Origin of the sequence: Micromonospora sp. NPDC049230 (genome assembly GCF_040647875.1) — a bacterium.
GTDB lineage: Bacteria > Actinomycetota > Actinomycetes > Mycobacteriales > Micromonosporaceae > Micromonospora.
Map to the genome: position 1 here is coordinate 37,304 of NZ_JBEZCZ010000002.1, position 20,418 is coordinate 57,721.

Sequence of the window (20,418 nt, forward strand, 5' to 3'; positions counted from 1 at the left end):
CAACGTCCGGTTCGCCCGCCGTCACGCCGCTCCGGCCGACCCGCCACCCGAGCCGTGTTCGGCCAGCTCGTCGGCGTCGAGCAGACTCCGGCCCAGCCGCCCCGACCGGTACGCGGCCCGCCCGATCATCTGCGCCGACACCGGCGCGGTCGCCAACTGGAAGACCGCCACCAGCGCGACCATGCCCAGATCGGCCGGAGACCGCAGGCGCAACGCGATGCCCAACAGCAGCAGGAGCACCCCGAGCACCTGCGGTTTGGTGGCCGCGTGCATCCGGGACAACGCGTCCGGGAACCGCAGCACGCCGATCCCGGCGGCCAGGCCGAGCAGCGCGCCGGCCACCAGACAGGCGGCACCGAGCCAGTCCGCGATCGTCGCGATCACTGCTGCCCCCGGACGGCGAAGCGGACGAGCGACACCGAACCCACGAAGCCGAGCAGGGAGAGCACCACCAGCACGGGCAGCGTGGTGGCGTGCCTGTTGACCGCCGCCTCGGCGCCCACCGCGCCGACCATGGTGGCGAGCAGCATGTCCGCGGCGATCACCCGGTCGACGAGCGACGGACCACGGTAGAGGCGGGCCAGCGCGAGGAGCGCGGTCACCGACAGCAGGACGGTAAGGACGACGGCCAGGAACGTGGTCACGGGCTGGTACCCCTCTCGTATTCGTCGGTCTCGACGCGGCGCAGTTCGGCGCTGGAGCCCACCGCGCGGATGATGCGCCGTTCGACGGTGCGGGTGCGTTCCCGGGCCACGTCCAGGTCCGCCGGCCCGTGGGTGTCGAGCACGTGCAGGTAGAGCGTCCCGGAGTCCCGGTCCACCTCCAGGATCAGCGTGCCCGGCACCAGGGAGACCGCCTCGGCGGTGAGCGCCAGGTTCAGGTCGGTGGGCACCCGCAGCCGGACCGCGATGATGGCCCCCCGCGGCCGGTAGCCGGGCTGCACGGCGATCCGGGCGACGTGCAGGCTCGCGCTGACCAACTCCACGACGAACCGCGCCGCGAACACCAGCAGCCCGCGCGACCGCAGCCGACCGTCGAAGCTGACCGCCGGGAGCGGGAAGAAGGCCAGCACCGCGCCACCCACCAGCACACCACCTGCCGCGTTGGCCCAGTTGATGTCGCCCCAGAGCAGGTTCCAGACCACCACCAACCACCCGAGCGCCGCCGTCTGGTCCCGCCAGCGCCCGAGTCGGCCGCGCCCCGACGCCGGCGGCCCGGGAGCGTCGCGGGCCGACTCGGAGGGGCCGGTCACGGCACGCCGTCCGGCAGCACGGCATCGACGTACGGGGTACGCAGGCGCAGGTCGGCGGCCGCGTCGGCGGTGACGTCGAAGAGCGGACCGGCCAGCACGGTCAGCGCCAGCCCGAAGGCGACAAGGGCCACAGTGGCCCCGACCATCAGCTTCGGCAGCCGGACGGCCGGCTCGCTGGTGGCCAGTCGGGGCGCGCGCCAGAAGGCGATGTTCCACACCCGCGACGCCACGTAGAGGGTGAGCAGACTGGTCAGCGTGCCCGCCGCGACCAGCGCCCAGGGCAGCGGACCGCCGGCCGCCACCCCGGCCTGGAGGAGGCCGAGCTTGCCGAGGAAACCGGAGAACGGCGGCACCCCGGCGAGGTTCATGGCCGGGACGAAGAACAGGACACCGAGCAGCGGCGCCACCCGGGCCAGCCCGCCGATGCGACGCAGGTCGGTGCTGCCGGCACGCTCCTCGACCAGCCCGGCGACGAGGAACAGCGTGGTCTGGATGGTGATGTGGTGCACCACGTAGAAGATCGCGCCGGAGAGCCCGGCGGCGGTGCTCAACGCCACCCCGAAGATCATGTAGCCGATGTGGCTGACAAGTGTGAACGAGAAGAGCCGCTTCAGGTCGGACTGGGCCACCGCGCCGAGGATGCCGATCACCATGGTCAGCCCGGCGACGACCATGAGCAGCACGTCGGCGTGCCCGCCGGGAAACAGCAACGTCTCGGTGCGGATGATCGCGTAGACGCCCACCTTGGTGAGCAGACCGGCGAAGACGGCGGTGACCGGAGCCGGCGCGGTGGGATAGCTGTCCGGCAGCCAGGCCGACAGCGGGAAGACCGCCGCCTTGATCGCGAAGGCCAGGAGCAACATCAGCTCCAGGGCCAGTCGTACGCCGTCGGGCAGGTCGTCGAGGCGCCGGGCGAGCTGCGCCAGGTTGAGCGTGCCGGTGGCCGCGTACACCAGGCCCACCGCCGTCAGGAAGATCATCGAGGAGAGGATGCTGACCACCACGTACGTCGACCCGGTCCGGATCCGGGCCTCGGAACCACCCAGGGTGATCAACACGAAGCTGGCGGCCAACAGGATCTCGAAGCCGACGAAGAGGTTGAACAGGTCACCCGCCAGGAAGGCGTTGGTGACGCCCGCGGTGAGCACCAGGTACGTCGGGTGGAAGATCACCACCGGTGAACTCTCACCGGTCTCGCTGCGCCCCTGACCGATCGAGTACAGCAGCACGCAGAGGGTGACCGCCGACGAGACCACGAGCATCAGCGCGGCGAGCTGGTCGGCGACAAGCACGATGCCGAACGGCGCCGGCCACGCCCCGACCGCCACCACCACCGGCCCGTGCCGGTACGCCTGCACCAACAGCAGCACCGCCACGGTGAGGGTGCCGCTCAGACACAGCACGCTCACCACCCGCTGGAGTCGGGGCCGCGCGGCCAGCAGCAGGGTCAACGCCGCACCGAGCAGCGGCACCACCACCGGCAGCGGCACCAGCGTGTTCATCACGCCTGCTCCCCACGGCGCAGTCGACGGCGGGCAGGCTCCGGATCGACCTGCTCCGGGTCGACACCCGGCCCCTCCCCGCCGAGGTCGGCGGTGCCCACCTCGTCGCGCACCGCCCGGCGGATGATCTGCCGGTCCTCCAGGTCGTCGGGCACCTCGTCGTCGCCGGTCAGATACCAACTGCGGTACGCCACCGCGAGCAGGAACGCAGTCAGCCCGAAGGTGATCACGATCGCGGTCAACACCATCGCCTGCGGCAGCGGATCACTCATCCGCTCGATCGGGCCGGTCCCGACGATCGGCGCCGCACCGGGCCGCCCGCCCAGCAGGATCAGCAGATTCACCCCGTTGCCGAGCAGGATCACCCCGAGCAGGATCCGGGTCAGGCTGCGCTCCAACAGCAGGACCACCCCGCACCCCACGAGCACCCCGACAGCTAGCACCAACACCACCGTCGGCCCCGCGCCGGTCGCCGTCATGCCCGCTCGCCCTTGTCGACGGCCAGGCCGCCGGCGGCCGTCCCGGTGGCCTCGATGTGCCGGTCCACCTCGGCGCCGAGGCTGCGCAGGATGTCCAACACCAGCCCGATCACGACCAGGTACACGCCGATGTCGAAGAAGAGCGACGTGACCAGGTGGGCGTCACCGACCACCGGCAGGGACCCGTCGACCTTGGCGCTCTCCAGCACCGATCCGCCGACCAGCAACCCCACCACGCCACTGCCCACCGCCACGGCCAGTCCGGCGCCCAGGATCACCCCGGCGCCGATCGGGGCCGCCTCGGTCAACTCGTACCGGCCGCCGGCCAGATAGCGGACCACCAGGGCGAGACCCGCCACCAGGCCACCGGCGAAACCGCCCCCCGGCGCGTTGTGCCCGGAGAACAGCAGGAACAGGGAGAACAGCACCACGGTGTGGAAGATCAGCCGGATGACCACCTCCAACACGATCGAACGGCGTTCCTCGTGCAGGGTGGGGCCGCCCCGCAGCCACACCGGTCGACCGGGTCGATTCACCCGCGCATCCGACTCGGGTCGACGCGGTCGCGGCCCGGTGCGGGACCGCTCGAAGATCAGGCTGGCCACCCCGGTCGCCGCCACCACCAGGACCGCCAGCTCGCCCATCGTGTCCCAAGCCCGGATGTCGACAAGTGTCACGTTGACCACGTTGCGGCCGTACCCGTGGGCCACCGCCAGATCCGGAAAGGCGGCGGAGATGTCCGGTGCCCGGCGGGCACCGGCGGCGGTGAGGGCCAGGCCGGCGGCCACCACGCCCACCGCCACCCCGGTCGCCCGGCGGGTCCACCGGCTGCGGCGCAGCGGGCGGGCCGAGAACCGCTCCGGCAGGCGACGCAGCACCAACACGAAGACCGCGATCGTCGCGGTCTCCACCAGGAACTGGGTGAGCGCCAGGTCGGGTGCCCCGTACAGGACGAACAGCATCGCGGTGCCGTAGCCGGTCATCCCCACCAACAGCATCGCGGTCAGCCGGCGGCGGGTGCCGACCGCCAACACCGCGGCCACCGCGATCACCAGCACCACCACCGGTTGGAGCAGGCTGTCCCAGAGCGGGAGCCGAGCCCGCCACGGGCTGGCGGAGAGCATCGCCGCACCGGGCACCAGCACCAGGGCGACCAGGATGACGCCCAGATACTGCGGCAGGGAGCCGCGCTGCGTCGCCCCGGTGACCTCGACCGCCAGCCGGTCGAACCGGCCCACTACCCACTCGTACCCCTGGTTGCCGCCCACCGGCGAGCGGAGCCGGGCCAACACCGGGGTGAGCGGCCCGCGCACGGCGAAGAGCAGGCCGCCTCCGGCGAGCGCCAGCGCGGACAGGCCCAGCGCCGGGGTCGGCCCGGACCAGAGCGCCAGGTGCGCGTCGACCCCACCGAGCAGATCGGCGTACGGGCGCAGCAGGTCGTCCAGCACACTCGCGGCCGGGCCGGCGAGCAGACCGACCCCGGCCAGCACCGCCGGAGGCACCAGCATCGACGCGGCGATCGGGCCCGGTCGGGTCGGTGGCACACCCGGGCGGTCGGCGAACGCTCCCCAGAGGAAGCGTGCGCTGTACGCCACAGTGAGCACCGTCCCGGCGACCAGACCGGTGAGGAGCACGGGCTGGTCGGTGAACGCCCCGAACACCGCCTCCTTCGCGACGAAGCCGACAAGCGGCGGCACACCCGCCATCGACGCCGCGGCCAGCACCGCGACCACGAACAGCGGCGTCGACCAGTGCCGCAGCCCGGACAACCCGCCCAGGTCACGGGTGCCAGCGCCGTGATCGATGATGCCGACGACCAGGAACAACGCCGCCTTGAACAGGGCGTGCGCCAGGAGCATCGCGGTGCCGGCCAGGGCGGCGTCCGGGGTGCCGGAACCGGTCACCGCGACCAGCAGGCCGAGCTGACTGACCGTCCCGTACGCCAGCAACAGCTTCAGGTCGGTCTGCCGCAACGCGGCCCAACCGCCGAGCAGCATGGTGGCCACGCCGGCGATCTGCACCACCGGCCGCCACGGCCCGACAGTGGCGAGCACCGGCGCGAGCAGCCCGACCAGGTAGACGCCGGCCTTGACCATGGCGGCGGCGTGCAGGTACGCGCTGACCGGCGTCGGCGCCGCCATCGCGACCGGCAGCCAGGAGCTGAACGGCAGCACCGCCGACTTGGACAGCGCGCCGGCCAGGATCAACAGCACGGCGACCACGAGGTACGCGCCGCCGGGCGGTGGCTGGGCGGCGATCTCCGACCAGCGGTAGGTGCCGGCGTGCTCGCCCAGCATGATGAACCCGACGAGCATGGCCAGCCCGCCCAGCGTCGTGACGGTCAGCGCCTGCGCCGCCGCCCACCGACTGGCACGCCGCTCGGTGCTGTGCCCGATCAGCAGGTACGAGAAGATCGTGGTCAGTTCCCAGCCGACGTAGAGCAACAGCAGATCGTCGGCGAAGACCAGGACGAGCATCGCGCCGGCGAAGGCGACAAGGACCCCGACGTACCGTGCCAGTCCGGTCGACCCGGCGCCGAAGTAACGGGCACTGTAGACCAGCACCAGCGCGCCGACACCCCCGATGAGCAGCGTCATCAGCCAGGACAGCGTGGTGAGCCGGAACGCGATGTCGAGGCCCAACTGCCGGATCCACGGGTACGTCTCGACCACCGCCCCGCCGTCGCCGACGGCCGGGGTGTGGGCCAGCGCCCAGCAGAACGCGGCGGCCGGTGCCAGCGCCAGCGGGTAACACGCGCGTCGACCCCACCACCGGACGAACAGGGGTGCGACGAGGGCCCCCACGAGGTGAAGGACGAGCAGTACCAGCACCTGCGCTCCCGATCGAGTGGCCAGCGCCCGTGCAGCGGTGGCGCCCAGGGCCTGTTTCACAAGGGCGGTCGAGCCGAGGCGGAGTCCGGGCGGCGATCCGACAAGGCGCGGTTTCGTCCGGATACCGGTGTCGTATCCGGACGAGACCGCAACGCCGCCGGTCGTCGTCCGGGCCCGCCGCAGGCCGGCCAGTCCTTGTGAAACAGGCCCTAGCAGCGATCAGACGTCAGTTCGTCGCCCACCGTGCGGTTTTGCCGGAATTCACCCACAAAGCCCGAACCGCGGCTACCCGCCCGCAGGGTCAGCGGTGTAGAGCGTTGTTGCGGGGGTGGGGATTGTCGGGGGTGGGGCGGTCGTGGCCCAGCTCGGCGAGCAGGTCGACGCGGCCGAGTTGGCGTGCGACCCGGTCGACCACCCGCTCCGCAACAGCCAGCGACCGCACCGAGAGCAACCGGCCCCGGCTCTCGCGGCGCAGCACGAAATAGTGGACGGCGACGCGCACCTGGCCGCGATCGGCGGCGCTGGCCTGGGCGGTGCACAGGACCAACTCCCGCAGGCAGTGGGCGAGGCGCTCGGCAAGCGCGAGCTCGGGGCCGTGCAGGCCACCACGGAGGGCGGCAAGGTGGCTGTCGACCTTGCGAATCAGCACGTCGGTGCCGGGTTGGACGGTGTGCTGCTCGCCGGCCATCAAATCCCCCCACCCCGGTTCACGTTGGCAGTGAAGTTACTTTATGTTGCTCCTCAGAAGCAAGCAGTTAAGTGAGACTTAACGTATTAAGCGCACGTTCCATGCTTTTTGCTTTTGTCCGGCACATTCCACTGTCGGTCGGTCGTCGTTGTCGTACGTGCGGGGCAGGATGGACCGGTGACCGGGGCAGACGCAGACACCGGCGCGGTGCTCGCCGGCTTCGGCCCGGCCACCCGCGCCTGGTTCGAGGCAGCCTTCGCCGCACCCACCGCCGCGCAGACCGGAGCCTGGCGGTCGGTCGCCGCCGGCCGCAGCGCCCTGGTGGTCGCACCCACCGGTTCCGGCAAGACGCTCGCGGCCTTCCTCTGGTCACTGGACCGGCTGGCCCGCGAGCCCGCGCCGGCCGAGGCACGCCAGCGCTGCCGCGTGCTCTACGTCAGCCCGCTCAAGGCCCTCGCCGTCGACGTGGAGCGCAACCTGCGCGCCCCGCTCGCCGGCATCCGGCAGGCGGCCACCCGGCTGGGTGTCGCACCCCCCGACATCACCGTCGGCATGCGCACCGGCGACACGCCGGCCGATGAGCGGCGCGCCTTCGCCCGCACCCCACCGGACATCCTCATCACCACGCCCGAGTCGCTGTTCCTGCTGCTCACGTCCGCCGCCCGCGACTCCCTGCGCGGCATCCAGACGGTGATCGTCGACGAGGTGCACGCGGTGGCCGGCAGCAAACGCGGCGCCCACCTCGCCCTCTCCCTCGAACGCCTCGACGAGCTGCTGCCCGCACCGGCCCAACGCATCGGCCTCTCCGCCACCGTCCGGCCGATCGACGCCTGCGCGCAGTTCCTCGGCGGTGCCCGCCCGGTCGACGTGGTGCAGCCGGCCACCCCGAAGACCATCGAGGTCAGCGTGCAGGTCCCGGTGGAGGACATGACCCGCCTGGACGAGCAGGAGCAGCCACCGGAGGACGATCTGGGCGGCCCCGGGCCACGCCGCGCATCGATCTGGCCGGCCGTGGAGGAGCGGGTCTTCACCCTCATCGGGCAGCACCGCTCGACAATCGTCTTCACCAACTCCCGCCGCAGCGCCGAGCGTCTCTGCGCCCGGCTCAACGAGCTGGCCGCCGAGGCGGTGGCCGCCGACGCGACGGCCTCCCCAGCGGCGGCCGACGGCGGCCCGGCGCCCGGCGCGCAGCGGTGGGGTGGTCCGGCAGGTCCGCTGCGCAACCGGCCGCCGGCCGAGGTGATGGCCCAGGCCGGTGCAGCCACCGGCGCGGCGCCGGTGATCGCCCGCGCCCACCACGGCAGCGTCTCGCGGGAGGAACGCAAGCACATCGAGGAGGCGCTCAAGTCCGGCCAGCTCCCGGCGGTGGTGGCCACCTCCAGTCTGGAGCTGGGCATCGACATGGGCGCTGTCGACCTGGTGGTGCAGATCGAGGCGCCGCCGAGCGTCGCCGCCGGGCTGCAACGGGTCGGCCGGGCCGGGCACCAGGTGGGTGCGGTCTCCCGTGGGGTGGTCTTTCCCAAGCACCGTGGCGACCTGCTCTCCTGCGCGGTGGTCGCCGAGCGGATGACCGACGGCGCGATCGAGGAGTTGCACTACCCGCGCAACCCCCTGGACGTGTTGGCCCAGCAGATCGTCGCGATGGTGGCGCTGGAGCCGTGGCCGCTCGGCGACCTTGCCGTGCTGGTCCGGCGGGCCGCGCCGTTCGCCGAGCTGCCCGACTCGGCGCTGCACGCCGTACTGGACATGCTCTCCGGCCGTTACCCGTCCACCGCGTTCGCCGAGCTGCGCCCCCGGCTGGTCTGGGACCGGGCCACCGACCTGCTCACCGGCCGTCCCGGCGCGCAGCGGCTGGCGGTCACCAGTGGCGGCACGATTCCCGACCGGGGCCTGTTCGGGGTCTTCCTGGCCGGCGCCGAGCGGGCCGCCCGGGTGGGCGAGCTGGACGAGGAGATGGTCTACGAGTCCCGAGTCGGTGACGTGTTCCTGCTCGGCTCCTCCTCCTGGCGCATCGAGGAGATCACCCCCGACCGGGTGCTTGTCTCGCCCGCCCCCGGGCAGGCGGCGCGGATGCCGTTCTGGAAGGGCGACCAGTTGGGGCGGCCGGTGGAGCTGGGCCGGGCCATCGGCGCCCGGGTGCGCACCCTGCTGCGGCAGACCGACGAGGCCGCGCTGGCCACCCTGCGTGACGGTGGGCTGGACGACTGGGCCGCCGGCAACCTGATGGCCTACCTGCGCGAGCAGCGCGAGGCCACCCGGTCGCTGCCCGACGACCGCACGGTCGTGGTCGAGCGGTTCCGCGACGAGCTGGGCGACTGGCGGCTCGCCGTGCACAGCGTCCTCGGTGCCCGGGTCAACGGGCCGTGGGCGCTGGCCGTGGGCCGCCGGCTGGCCGAACGCTACGGGGTGGACGCCCAGGTGATGCCTTCCGACGACGGCATCGTGGTGCGCCTGCCGGACACCGCCGACGAGCCGCCCGGCGCCGACGTGGTGGTCTTCGAGCCGGACGAGATCACCCAACTCGTGGAGGAGTCGGTCGGCACCTCCGCGCTGTTCGCCGCCCGCTTCCGCGAGTGCGCCGCCCGGTCGCTGCTGCTGCCCCGCCGCGACCCGCGCCGCCGCCAGCCGCTGTGGCAGCAGCGGCAGCGCGCCGCGCAACTGCTCGACGTCGCCCGCGAGTACGCGGACTTCCCGGTCACCCTGGAGGCCGCCCGGGAGTGCCTACAGGACGTCTTCGACCAGCCGGCGCTGGCCGGGTTGATGCGTGACCTGGCCAGCCGGAAGGTGCGGCTGGTCGAGGTGGAGACCAACGCGCCGTCGCCGTTCGCGCGGTCGCTGCTCTTCGGCTACGTCGGCGCGTTCCTCTACGAGGGCGACGCCCCCCTCGCCGAGCGGCGCGCCGCCGCGCTCGCCCTGGATTCCACGCTGCTCGGCGAGCTGCTCGGCCGGGTCGACCTGCGCGAGTTGCTCGACCCCGCCGTGCTCGCCGAGACCGATCGGCAGCTGCGGTGGCTGACCGAGCAGCGCCGCCCGCGCGACGCCGAAGACGTCGTCGAGCTGCTGCGGGTCCTCGGTGACCTGAGCGACGCCGAGTTGACCGAGCGGGGTGTGCCCGAGACCTGGCTCACCGAGCTGGAGGCCACCCGCCGGGTGCTGCGCGTCCGGATCGCCGGCGAGCAACGCTGGGTGGGCGTCGAGGACGCCGCCCGGCTGCGCGACGCTCTCGGCGTGGCGTTGCCGGTGGGGGTGGCCGAGGCGTACCTCGCCCCGGTGGCCGATCCGCTCGGCGACCTGGTGGCCCGCTACGCCCGCACCCACGGGCCGTTCGCCGCGGCCAGCTGCGCGGCCCGCTTCGGGCTTGGCGTGTTCGTGGTCGAACAGACGCTGCGCCGGCTCGGCGCCACCGGGCGGGTGGTCTCCGGGGAGTTCACACCGGATTCGGCAGGCGCCCAGTGGTGCGACGCCGAGGTGCTACGGATGCTGCGCCGCCGCTCGCTCGCGGCGCTGCGCCGGGAGATCGAGCCGGTGCCGCCCCGCGCGCTTGCCACGTTTCTGCCCCGCTGGCAGCAGGTGGGTTCGTCCGCCCGAGGGGTGGAGGCGCTCGCCGCGACAGTGGAGCAGTTGCAGGGCGCGGCGGTGCCGGCGTCCGCCCTGGAGCGGCTGGTGCTGCCCGGCCGGGTCGCCGACTACTCCCCCGCCCAGCTCGACGAGTTGTGCGCCAGCGGGGAGGTGCTCTGGGCCGGGTCGGGGGCGATCTCCGGGGGCGACGGCTGGGTCACCCTGGCGTACGCGGACGCCGCGCCGCTGTTGCTCCCGCCACCGGACGAGGCGCTGACCCGTACCCCGCTGCACGACGCGGTGCTCGACGCGCTCGGTGACGGGCAGGCGCTGTTCTTCAGGCCGCTGGCCGACCGCGTCGGCGCGACCGACGACGCCGCCCTGACCGGGGTCATCTGGGACCTGGTCTGGGCGGGGCACCTCACCAACGACACCCTCGCCCCGTTGCGCGCGGTGCTCGGCGCCGGCGGCGCCCACCGCTCGCGGCCGTCCGCGCCGCGCACCCGCTACCGGCGCCCCGGTCGGGTGGCGCTGCCCACCCGGGGTGGCCCGCCGACAGTCGCCGGTCGCTGGTCGCGCCTACCGGAACGGGACGTCGACCCCACCCGCCGCGCCGCCGCGCTCGCCGACGTGCTGCTGGAACGGCACGGGGTGGTCACCCGGGGCGCGGTGATGGCCGAGCAGGTGGTCGGCGGCTTCTCGGCTGTCTACCCGGTGCTGTCGGCGCTTGAGGAGCGCGGCGCCGCCCGCCGCGGCTACCTCGTCGAGGGGTTGGGGGCGGCGCAGTTCGCGGTGCCCGGTGCGGTGGACCGGCTGCGCGCACTGGCCGATCCGATGGACGGCACCCGGGGTCGGGGCACGCCGGCCACCGTGCTCGCCGCCACCGACCCGGCCAACCCGTACGGCGCGGCTCTGCCCTGGCCGGAACGGGTTGTCGACTCCGGCGACGGTGCCGCACCGGCGACCGGGCACCGGGCCGGCCGCAAGGCCGGTGCGCTGGTGGTGCAGGTCGCCGGTGACCTGGTGCTGTACGTGGAACGCGGCGGTCGGACACTGCTGTCCTTCAGCGACGACACCGACACCCTCGCGGTGGCCGGTAAGGCGCTCGCCGACGCCGTCCACTCCGGCGCGTTGGGTGCCTTGTCGGTGGAGCGGGCCGACGGCGAGGCGGTGCACTCCTCGCCGCTGCGCGACGCGCTGACCGCCGCCGGCTTCCGGGCGACCCCCCGCGGCCTACGCCTGCGCGGCTGACCCGCCACCCACCCGCCGTCGGGGTGGGGTCCAGCTCCCGCCCGGCCACGCCCGGCCGCCGCACCCGGCCCGGCCCGGCCACCCCGCCGGCCGGGCCCACCCCACCAACGTTTGTCGGGCGACGCCGCGGAGACCTTGATGCCGGTGAGTCATCAAGATGACTCACCGGCATCACGCTCAGCAGAACGACATGCCCCCTGCCGCGTCGAGGTCGGGCTCGGTGCTCAGCGCAGACCGTTGAGCACCTTCTCGTAGCGCGGGCGGTCGGCGACCGGGGTCTTCGCCTCCAGGTAGTTGAGCACCACCGCCCCACGCCGGTACGACTGGCCGCCCCAGGTCTCCGCGATGTCACCGGCGCTCGTCTCGTCCGGGAAGACGTACACAGTGACGGCGTCGGTGGCGATCAGCTCGGAACAACCCAGGCCGAGACCGTCCGGCCCGCAGTCGACCGAGCGGTCCAACGGGCGCGGCACCTTCAGGCCGGCGGCCCGGAACGCTTCGACGACCTGCTTCGCCCCGGGCGCCCCGGTCGGACGTTGGGGCAGCACCACCGGCGGTGGGCTGCCCGGTCGGCGCTGCGTGGGCCCCTGCGGGGGGACGGAGGGTCGGGCCGGCGGGGGTGCCGCGCTGCCGTTGCCGGGCGGGGCTACCGAGGGTGTCGGCGCGCTCGGCGCGACGGCGGCCGTCGGGGCCACAGCGGGCGACGCGGACGAGGCGGTGGGGGCCGCGCTCGACGGGTCGGCTTCGTCACCGCCGCAGCCGGCGGTGAGGGCGACGGCGGCCAGCAGGACCACGACAGCGGGCAGGCTCCGAGGGGTCACCAGGGCAGTCTGCCCGGCACCGCTCGACGGCGGGAGTGGCCGGTCGGTCAGCGCGCTGTCCCATATCCGCCATCCGCCGGTGCGGGACGGCATCCCGCCGCACGACGAGCTGGTCCTGGAGCGGCGTGCGCCGACGCCGGGGGTTAGCCTGCGGGCATGCCCGCCACGCCCTGGATCTCGTTGACCACCGACTATGGCCTCACCGACGGCTTCGTGGCCGCCTGCCACGGGGTGATCGCCCGACTCGCGCCGGCCGTCCGGGTCATCGACGTGACCCACCTGGTGCCGCCGGCGGACGTACGGCGGGGCGCTGCCGTGCTGGCGCAGACGGTGCCGTACCTGCCAGTGGGTGTGCACGTGGCGGTCGTCGACCCGGGGGTGGGTACCGCCCGGCGGGGAGTCGCGCTGGCCACCCCGGGTGGGCTGCTGGTCGGTCCGGACAACGGGCTGCTGCCCGACGCCGCCGCCGCTCTCGGCGGGGTCACCGCCGCGGTGCTGCTGACCGAGCCGCGCTGGCTGGCCGACCGGGTGTCCGCCACGTTCCACGGGCGGGACGTCTTCGCGCCCGTGGCGGCCCGGCTGGCGCTCGGCGCGCCCCTGGCCGAGGCGGGGCCGCCGGTCGACCCGGACGACCTGGTCCGGCTGCCGACACCGACGCTGACCTGGGACGACGACGGCTTCACCGCGGAGGTGTCGACGGTGGACCACTTCGGCAACGTCCAGTTGGCCGCGCCGGCGCACCTGCTCGACGCGCTGCCGGCGGCGCTGCGGGTGGGGCCGCCCGGTCCGGAGCCGACCCGGCCGGCCGTCCGGGGCCGGACCTTCGGCGACGCCCCGGCCGATGGCCTGGTGGTGTACGTCGACTCGGCCGGTCTGGTGGCTATCGCCGTCAATGGCGGGCGGGCGGTGGACCTCCTCCGGGTGGCCCCGGGTGACGTCCTACGGGTTTCCCGCTGATATTCGACTGTGGAATGCTGCCCCGGTGGGTGAACAAGTGGTTCCCGTGGGCTGTCCCTGCTGCGCATCCCGGACCGGTGGGGGGACCTGCCCGGTCTGTTTCTGGACCGACGACGGCCAGACCGACGCCGACGCCGACGCGGTCCGGGGTGGCCCCAACGGCGATCTGAGTCTCTCGCACGCCCGACTCAACTACGCCGTCTACGGTGCCAGCCACCCGCGCTACCAGGACATGGTGCGCCCGGCCCGCCCCGACGAGCGCCCCTGAGGGCACCCGGCGGGGCGAGCGTGGGTCAGCAGACCGGCACGACGCCTCCGTACACCGTCGAGATGTACGCGTGGCTGACGTACTGGCCGGTGGCCAGCCGGTCCCAGCGGGTGGTGGTGCCGTAGGGCCCGGCCACGGCCTGGCCGGTGACGTAGCACTGGATCGGCACGGTGGCGAACCGGGCGGCGAGGCCACGGCTCGGATACGACGTGCTGGCCCCGGTGCGGATGGTGAGTGGCCCGTCACCGACCACGCCGCGCAGTCCGCCACCGGTCCACAGGTAGGCGACGTCCACCCACGCGTTGGTGGTCAACTGGAGACCGTCCCAGAAGGTGCCGTCGGCCAGGTCGATGGCGGCCGGGTTGAGCACCGTCCTCCCGAACTGGTCCCGCCCACCGTTGAAGCCGGACTGGTAGGCGGCCTGCGCCTCGGGTCGGCCCTGCCCCAGGATCTTCCAGTTCTCGCGCACCGCCGCCGGGTTCCAGTAGTCGTCGCGGGTGTTCCACGGGCCGACGTCCCAGACCGGGGCGTACTCGCAGCGGGAGCCGGTGCTGGTGCAGACCCGCACGGAGTAGTCGCCCGAATTGAGCGGGGACAGGCTGCGCCGCGACGGCAGGGCCACGAAGTGGTCCCGGGGCTGCACGGTGCGGCCGTTGGCGGTCTGCTCGCCGACCAGGCCGATGCGGGTGGCGTACACCCGGTAGGTGAGGCCCGGCGTGGCCTCGGCGACGGCGGCGGCCGTGTCGGCGGTGAGCTGGATGGCGCGTACCGTCGCGGTGGCGCCGCCGGTGGGCGCGGTGAGCACCACGCGGCTCTGCACCCGGCTCACCGGACTGTCGAAGGCCGCGCCGGCCGTGGCGGACCGCCACTCGGTCCAGCCGCTGGACCGCCAACCACGCACCTGGGCATCGACTGTGGCGCCCGCCGGCACGACGGCACTGACCTGGGCGCGGACCCGGTTGGCCGGCCGGCTGAGGGTCCGCGGAGCGGTCAGCAGCATCCCCTCCGCGACCGCGCTGTGCGGGCTGCGGGGGCTGCGTCCGGCGGACCGGGCCTCGCGCAGCCGCAGCCCGGCGGCGGTACGCCGGACGTTGACGTCGTCGCGGTCGACGACGGACAGGTCCGCGTTCCACCGCTCGCCGCCCGGTGCGGCGGCGGTGAGGATGGGCAGGCTTCCGGCGGCGGATGCGGCCGGAACGGGGTTGGTGGGTAGGAGCGTGGCGACGAGGGCGAGGGTGAGGGAGGCGACGAGGGAGAGGGATCGAGTACGACAATGCAGCCGTGACATAGGCATTCTCCTCAGAACCCCCTGACCCTCGCATGTCCGGAGATCAGGAGGAACCTGTGTACAAATAGCGACACATGCGAATCCTGCTCGAATGAGGGAGAATGGCGGGGTGCCCGAAGGCGACACCGTCTGGAACACCGCGCGCGTGCTGCACCGCGCGCTCGCCGGCGCGCGGATCACCAGCAGTGACTTCCGGGTGCCGCGGTTGGCGACCACCGATCTCAGCGGCTGGGCCGTCCGCGAGTCGGCCAGCCGGGGCAAGCACCTGCTGCTGCGTCTCGCCACACCGGACGACGCGCACTGGACCCTGCACTCGCACCTGCGGATGGACGGTGCCTGGCGGGCGTACGCGCCGGGAGAACGCTGGACCGGCCGGCCCGCCCACCTGATCCGGGTGGTGCTGCGCAGCCCCGGCGCGGTCGCGGTGGGCTACCACCTGCACGAGATGACCCTGGTGCCGACCGCCGAGGAGGACCAGGTGGTCGGGCCCCTCGGCCCCGACCTGCTCGGCCCGGACTGGGACCCGGCCGAGGCGGTCCGCCGACTCGCCGACCACCCGGAGCTGACCATCGGCGAGGCGCTGCTCGACCAGCGCAACCTGGCCGGGGTGGGCAACCTCTACAAGTGCGAGGTGCTGTTCCTGCGCGGTGTGTCGCCGTGGACGCCGGTCGGCGAGGTGCCCGACCTGCCCGGCCTGGTGAGCCTGGCGCAGCGGCTGCTCGCCGCCAACCGCGGCCGGTGGACGCAGAGCAGCACCGGTTCGCTGCACCGGGGGCAGACCAGCTACGTGTACGGGCGCCGCGCCCAGCCCTGCCGCCGCTGCGGCACCGCGATCCGCAAGGAGGAGCTGGGTGACCGGGTCACCTACTGGTGTCCGGTCTGTCAGCCCGAGCATCCGGGCCCTGCCGAATCCGGCTGACCAGGGCGCCCGTCGGCCAAGGTCACCACAGATACGGACGATTGGGTAATTCCTATCTGGCCGTCGGAGTCGCATGCTGCGGTTGAGTGCTCACCGATCGTCAGCAGAGCGCCGAGGCAGCCACGCCGGGGTGGCGACCCTCGCGCTCCGACCCGGGGAGAGTCATGGCGCTGTTCCGCAGACTCCGCTCCACCTTCTTCGAACGGGCCACCCGCGCCACCGACGGCCAGGCCAACGGCCGGGCGGCGTCCGTGCCGGCCGCGCGTACCGCCGTGGCGACCGCCCCGGCGCCGAGCCTGGACCCGGCCGTGGTGCCTCGCTGCTTCGGCCCGGTGCCGAACTTCGCCCACAGCCCTCGCCCGACTCTCGACGCCGACGGGCGGGTGCTGCCCGGGACCGGGCTGCGTAAGTTCGTCGACCCACTGCCCATCCCGGGCCAGCCGGCCGGCAGCGACCTCGGCGGCCACCTGCCGGTGGCCGCGCCGGACACGATCAGCTATCCGGGTTGCGACTACTACGAGATCGGCGTGCAGGAGTACGCGCAGCGGCTGCACCGCGACCTCCCCGCCACCCGGCTGCGCGGCTACCGGCAGCTCAACCCGGGCACCGATCCGACCGGTCACAACACCATGGCACCGCCCGGGCGGCCCTGGCACCTCGGCCCGATGATCCGCGCCCGCCGGGGCCGACCGGTCCGGGTGAAGTTCATCAACCAACTCCCCACCGGCCGGGCCGGTGAGCTGTTCCTGCCGGTCGACGACACGATCGAGGGAGCCGGCCTCGGCCCGCTGGACGGGCCCGCCCCGTTCCCGCAGAACCGCGCGGTGCTGCACCTGGCCGGGGCACAGACCGGCTGGACCAGCGCCGGCAACCCGGGGCAGTGGATAACTCCGGCCGGGGAGATCACCCCGTACCCGAACGGTGTGGGCGTGACCCACGTGCCGGACATGCCACCGCCGGGCGCCGGCGCCACCACCCTGTACTACCCGAACGAGCAGAGCGGCCGGCTGCTGTGGTGGCACGACAACACCCTCGGCCTGGCCCGGCTCACCGTCTACGGCGGGCAACTCGCCCTCTACCTGCTCACCGACCCGGCCGAGGACCAACTCGTCGCCGACGGGGTGCTGCCGGCCGACCAACTGCCGCTGGTGATCGAGGACAAGACGTTCGTGCCGGACGACGCCCAACTCGCCACCGAGGACCCGACCTGGGACCGGGACCGCTGGGGTGCCCGGGGAAGCCTCTGGCACCCGCACGTCTACCAGCCGCGGCAGAACCCGCACCGGTCCGACGGACGCAACCCCACCGGCCGGTGGGACTACGGCCCCTGGTCGCGCGACCCCGCACCGGGCGACACCCGCACCGACGGCTGGGTCGCCAACCCGCACCACGACCCGGTCGACGCGCCGGACGAGCCGCCGTCGCGCCCCGGCGTGCCGCACCCGTCCGCCGTCCCCGAGGCGTACGGCGACACCCCGCTCGTCAACGGCGTCGCGTACCCGTACCTGGAGGTGGCGCCGCGGACGTACCGGTTCCGGATCCTCAACGCCTGCCTGGACCGCAGCCTCAACCTCCAGCTCTACCGGGCCTGCTCCGACGCGGCCATGTGGGCGGCCGACGGCACCCTCGCCGACGCCGACGCCGGGGAGGTGCCGATGGTGCCCGCCGTGCGGGCGGCGGACCGGCCGACGGGGTGGCCGACCGACGGGCGCGACGGCGGTGTGCCCGACCCGCGCGCCGCCGGCCCGGAGTTCGTCCAGATCGGTAACGAGGCCGGGCTGCTGCCCGCCCCGGTGGTGCTGCCGAACCGGCCGGTCGGCTACCGCTACGACCGGCTCGACCCGACAGTGCTCAACGTCGACGGGCACACCCTGCTGCTCGCCCCGGGTGAGCGGGCCGACGTGCTCGTCGACTTCTCGGCCGTGCCGCCGGGCAGCACGCTGATCCTGTACAACGACGCCCCGGCGCCGCTGCCCGGCTTCGACCCCCGCTACGACCAGCACACCGACGCCCGGGACCGGACGGCCGAGGGTGGGCCGCCGGGCACCGAACCGGGGTACGGCCCGAACACCCGCACCCTGCTCCAGTTCCGGGTCAGCGGGACACCCGCGCCGCCGTACGACCTGGGTCGGCTACGCGACCGGCTGCCCCTGGCGTACGGGGCCAGCCAACGCCCGCCGATCGTGCCGCAGCCGGCGTACGATCCGGCGTTCGGCACCCGCACCGCGTCGACGACCACAGTGCCGGTGCACGCCACCTCGGTGACGATCACACCGACGGCCGGCGCGAGCCCGGTGACACTGCCGATCGCGGTCAAGGCCGCACAGCACGTCTTCGAGCCCGACCACGGCCGGCTGGCCGGCCGACTCGGCGTCGGACACCCGCACGCCGGGCCGCTCGGCCCGCCGGCCCTGCCCCTCGGTCCGACCGACCCGGTCACCGAGGTGCTCTTCGCCACCGACCCCGCCGTGCCGCTGGGCAGCGCGACCGACGGCACCCAGCTCTGGCGGATCAGCGGCACCGTGCGGCAGACCGAACCGCTGCATTTCGGGTGCTGCGACGTGCAGGTGGTCAACCGGGCCGGTTGGGACGGCACGCTGCGGTTCCCGCACGGCACCGAGTTGGGGTGGAAGCAGATCGTCCGGGTCAACCCCCGCGAGGACGTGGTGGTGGCGCTGCGCCCGGTCGCCCCGACGCTGCCGTTCAAGCTGGGCGACAGCGTCCGGCTGCTCGACCCGGGCCGCCCGGCCGGCGCCCGGACCGGGTCGACCCCGATCAGCCCGGTGGACGGGCGACCCGCCACAGTGGTCAACCACCTGGTGAACCTCGGCTGGGAGTACCACTGGCACAGCCAACTCGCCGGCCACCGCGACGGCGGGATGACCCGACCACTGGTGCTGCGCGTCACGCCGAAGGCACCGACCGGGCTGACCGCCACGCCGGTGCCGGGCTCGGCCACCGCACTACCCGCGATCGGGTTGACCTGGACCAGCAACGGCGGCCGACCACCGGCCACCAGTCACCTGCTGCAACGGGCCACCGACGCGACATTCGACGGCGAGGTCACCACGATCACCGTCGCGGCGGCAGCCACCCGGTACACGGACGCGTCGGTGACCCCCGGCGTGACCTACCACTACCGGATCCGGGCGGAGAACGCGGTCAGCTACTCGTCCTGGTCGAACGGCGTACCCGCCTCGGTGCACCTGGCCGCGCCCAGCGGACTGGTCGCCGCGCTGCCGCCCGCCGCGCCGCTGCGCGTGGCCCTGCGCTGGACGAACCGTTCGTTCGCCACGGGCATCGACGTGCAGCGGGCCACCAACCCGACGTTCACCAGCGGCCCGGGCACCACGGCGATCGGTGCCGGCGACAACCATCTGGACGTCACCATCGCGCCGGACACCACCTACTACTACCGGGTACGCACCACCTATCTGGGTGCCGCCTCGGCCTGGTCGACCGTCGCCACTGTGACCTCCCCACCCGCGCCGGGCACCCCGAACGAGGTGCGCGCCACCGCCAACGCACCGGGGCCGGACACCGCGACGGTGATCCTGGACTGGGCGGCGAGCACCCCCGCCGGCCCGGGGTCCGGGTTCATCGTGCAGCGGGCGCTGGACCCGGCGTTCGACCGGGAGGTCGCCACCTTCACCGTGACCGGGCGCAGCTTCAGCAACACGGGACTGGCCCGGGGCGTCACCTACCACTACCGGCTCCGGTCGTTCAACGTCGTGGGCAGCTCGCCGTACACCGGCCCGATCCTGGTCACGACGCCGCCGTGACCGGCGGGTGGGTTTCAGCGGGTGGGTGCGCGAAGCGGGGTGCCGACGGTGCGCAACTCGGCCAGGGCCCCGGCCACCCCGTGCAACAGGTCGGTCGCCTCGGTGAGTCGGTCCGCCGCCGGGTGGGTGGGCTCCGGTCGGGCGTCCTCGGCCAGATAGCCGGCGGCGGCCACCACCAGTCGTTCGTAGGCCGCGACCCCACCCTCCAACTGGGCGGTCAGCACGCCGTGCGCGTCGGCGAGCGGTGGGCGGGCGTCGGCCGGCGCGAGCCGCAGCGCGCGTTCGACGCTTGCCACCCGCGCGGCCAGGTCGCGCAACGAACGGTCGGCGGCGGCTGCCTCCAGCACCGCCGGCTCGGCCAGCCCGGTGAGCCGGGGGGCCATGCCGGCCAGGGTGAGCGCCGCCCGGTCGAGTCGGGCCCACTGCTCGCCCGCGCTGGTGCCACGCAGGGCGATCCGGGAGCGGACCCGGCGCACCTCGGCGAGCACCCCCGGCCCGACCGGCAGCCGTTCGACGGCGGCGATCAGCCGGGCTCGGGACCGGGCTGCCGCCTCCGCGGGGTCGAGCGCGGGAGGTGCCGGCTGGGCGGCCAGGGCGCGCACGTCGATCCAGCGCCAGACGGCGAGTGCCACCGCACTGCCCGCGGCGCCGGCCCAGGCCGCGTCGGGCAGACCAAGGCCGGCGTACGGAGTCAGCACCGCCGCCGCGCCGCCGAGCCCACCGGCCAACACGCTCCACCGTCGGGCGGACCGGCGCAGCCGACCCAGTTTGCGGAAGTACCGCGTCCGCTCGTCTGCCACCCTGACCTCCTCGGTCCGGTCG

15 protein-coding genes are annotated in these 20,418 nt (G+C 73.9%); 5 read left to right on the forward strand and 10 right to left on the reverse strand.

The window, feature by feature from the left end; translation table 11 throughout:
- Positions 1-21: 21 nt before the first annotated feature.
- The 7 genes from mnhG to AB0A95_RS01915 form a co-directional block, all read right to left on the reverse strand.
- Positions 22-381, reverse strand: coding sequence for a monovalent cation/H(+) antiporter subunit G (mnhG, locus tag AB0A95_RS01885; RefSeq protein ID WP_357553900.1), 360 nt, complete (start codon positions 379-381; stop codon positions 22-24).
- Positions 381-644, reverse strand: a complete 264-nt coding sequence (locus tag AB0A95_RS01890) for a monovalent cation/H+ antiporter complex subunit F (RefSeq protein WP_357553701.1) — start codon at positions 642-644, stop codon at positions 381-383. The genes mnhG and AB0A95_RS01890 overlap by 1 nt, the downstream gene beginning before the upstream one ends.
- Positions 641-1,252 (reverse strand): Na+/H+ antiporter subunit E, encoded by a 612-nt coding sequence (locus AB0A95_RS01895; RefSeq protein WP_357553702.1) that lies wholly within the window; start codon positions 1,250-1,252, stop codon positions 641-643. Before AB0A95_RS01895 ends, AB0A95_RS01890 begins: the two co-directional genes overlap by 4 nt.
- Entirely contained in the window at positions 1,249-2,754 is a 1,506-nt protein-coding gene (locus AB0A95_RS01900; RefSeq protein ID WP_357553901.1) for a Na+/H+ antiporter subunit D, read from the reverse strand. The genes AB0A95_RS01895 and AB0A95_RS01900 overlap by 4 nt, the downstream gene beginning before the upstream one ends.
- Positions 2,754-3,233 (reverse strand): Na(+)/H(+) antiporter subunit C, encoded by a 480-nt coding sequence (locus AB0A95_RS01905; RefSeq protein WP_357553703.1) that lies wholly within the window; start codon positions 3,231-3,233, stop codon positions 2,754-2,756. The genes AB0A95_RS01900 and AB0A95_RS01905 overlap by 1 nt, the downstream gene beginning before the upstream one ends.
- A complete protein-coding gene (locus tag AB0A95_RS01910) occupies positions 3,230-6,064 on the reverse strand; it encodes a Na+/H+ antiporter subunit A (RefSeq protein WP_357553704.1) in 2,835 nt (944 codons plus the stop codon). Before AB0A95_RS01910 ends, AB0A95_RS01905 begins: the two co-directional genes overlap by 4 nt.
- Positions 6,065-6,365: 301 nt before the next feature.
- A complete protein-coding gene (locus AB0A95_RS01915) occupies positions 6,366-6,752 on the reverse strand; it encodes a hypothetical protein (RefSeq protein ID WP_357553705.1) in 387 nt (128 codons plus the stop codon).
- A 177-nt stretch (positions 6,753-6,929) separates the two neighbouring features.
- On the opposite strand from AB0A95_RS01915, the gene AB0A95_RS01920 reads away from it, so the two are divergent.
- Complete coding sequence (locus AB0A95_RS01920) at positions 6,930-11,561, forward strand: ATP-dependent helicase (RefSeq protein WP_357553706.1); 4,632 nt, start codon at positions 6,930-6,932, stop codon at positions 11,559-11,561.
- Between the two features lie 224 nt (positions 11,562-11,785).
- Here AB0A95_RS01920 and AB0A95_RS01925 read toward each other — a convergent pair whose 3' ends face one another.
- The gene (locus AB0A95_RS01925) at positions 11,786-12,382 is read right to left on the reverse strand and encodes a hypothetical protein (protein ID WP_357553707.1); all 597 of its coding nucleotides are present in this window, start codon (positions 12,380-12,382) and stop codon (positions 11,786-11,788) included.
- 156 nt (positions 12,383-12,538) lie between these two features.
- Between AB0A95_RS01925 and AB0A95_RS01930 the strand changes: the two genes are divergently transcribed.
- On the forward strand, positions 12,539-13,339 hold the full coding sequence (locus AB0A95_RS01930; protein WP_357553708.1) for an SAM-dependent chlorinase/fluorinase: 801 nt from the start codon (positions 12,539-12,541) through the stop codon (positions 13,337-13,339).
- Positions 13,340-13,364: 25 nt separating this feature from the next.
- The gene (locus AB0A95_RS01935; protein WP_110566168.1) at positions 13,365-13,607 is read left to right on the forward strand and encodes a CPCC family cysteine-rich protein; all 243 of its coding nucleotides are present in this window, start codon (positions 13,365-13,367) and stop codon (positions 13,605-13,607) included.
- Positions 13,608-13,632: 25 nt separating this feature from the next.
- On the opposite strand, the gene AB0A95_RS01940 is transcribed toward AB0A95_RS01935, so the two are convergent.
- Entirely contained in the window at positions 13,633-14,895 is a 1,263-nt protein-coding gene (locus tag AB0A95_RS01940; protein WP_357553709.1) for a hypothetical protein, read from the reverse strand.
- A gap of 109 nt (positions 14,896-15,004) precedes the next feature.
- On the opposite strand from AB0A95_RS01940, the gene AB0A95_RS01945 reads away from it, so the two are divergent.
- The gene (locus AB0A95_RS01945) at positions 15,005-15,814 is read left to right on the forward strand and encodes a DNA-formamidopyrimidine glycosylase family protein (protein ID WP_357553902.1); all 810 of its coding nucleotides are present in this window, start codon (positions 15,005-15,007) and stop codon (positions 15,812-15,814) included.
- A 164-nt stretch (positions 15,815-15,978) separates the two neighbouring features.
- A complete protein-coding gene (locus tag AB0A95_RS01950) occupies positions 15,979-19,596 on the forward strand; it encodes a hypothetical protein (RefSeq protein WP_357553710.1) in 3,618 nt (1,205 codons plus the stop codon).
- Positions 19,597-19,610: 14 nt separating this feature from the next.
- Here the strand turns inward: AB0A95_RS01950 and AB0A95_RS01955 are convergent, their stop codons facing one another.
- The gene (locus AB0A95_RS01955; protein ID WP_357553711.1) at positions 19,611-20,396 is read right to left on the reverse strand and encodes a hypothetical protein; all 786 of its coding nucleotides are present in this window, start codon (positions 20,394-20,396) and stop codon (positions 19,611-19,613) included.
- Positions 20,397-20,418: the final 22 nt, after the last annotated feature.

What these genes read in the sequence shown, in the direction of transcription:
- AB0A95_RS01930 (WP_357553708.1), top strand. Translation starts at nt 12,539, where the DNA reads ATGCCCGCCACGCCCTGGATCTCGTTGACCACCGACTATGGCCTCACC.
- AB0A95_RS01950 (WP_357553710.1), top strand. Translation starts at nt 15,979, where the DNA reads ATGGCGCTGTTCCGCAGACTCCGCTCCACCTTCTTCGAACGGGCCACC.
- AB0A95_RS01905 (WP_357553703.1), bottom strand. Translation starts at nt 3,233, where the DNA reads ATGACGGCGACCGGCGCGGGGCCGACGGTGGTGTTGGTGCTAGCTGTC.
- AB0A95_RS01900 (WP_357553901.1), bottom strand. Translation starts at nt 2,754, where the DNA reads ATGAACACGCTGGTGCCGCTGCCGGTGGTGGTGCCGCTGCTCGGTGCG.
- AB0A95_RS01940 (WP_357553709.1), bottom strand. Translation starts at nt 14,895, where the DNA reads ATGTCACGGCTGCATTGTCGTACTCGATCCCTCTCCCTCGTCGCCTCC.
- AB0A95_RS01915 (WP_357553705.1), bottom strand. Translation starts at nt 6,752, where the DNA reads ATGGCCGGCGAGCAGCACACCGTCCAACCCGGCACCGACGTGCTGATT.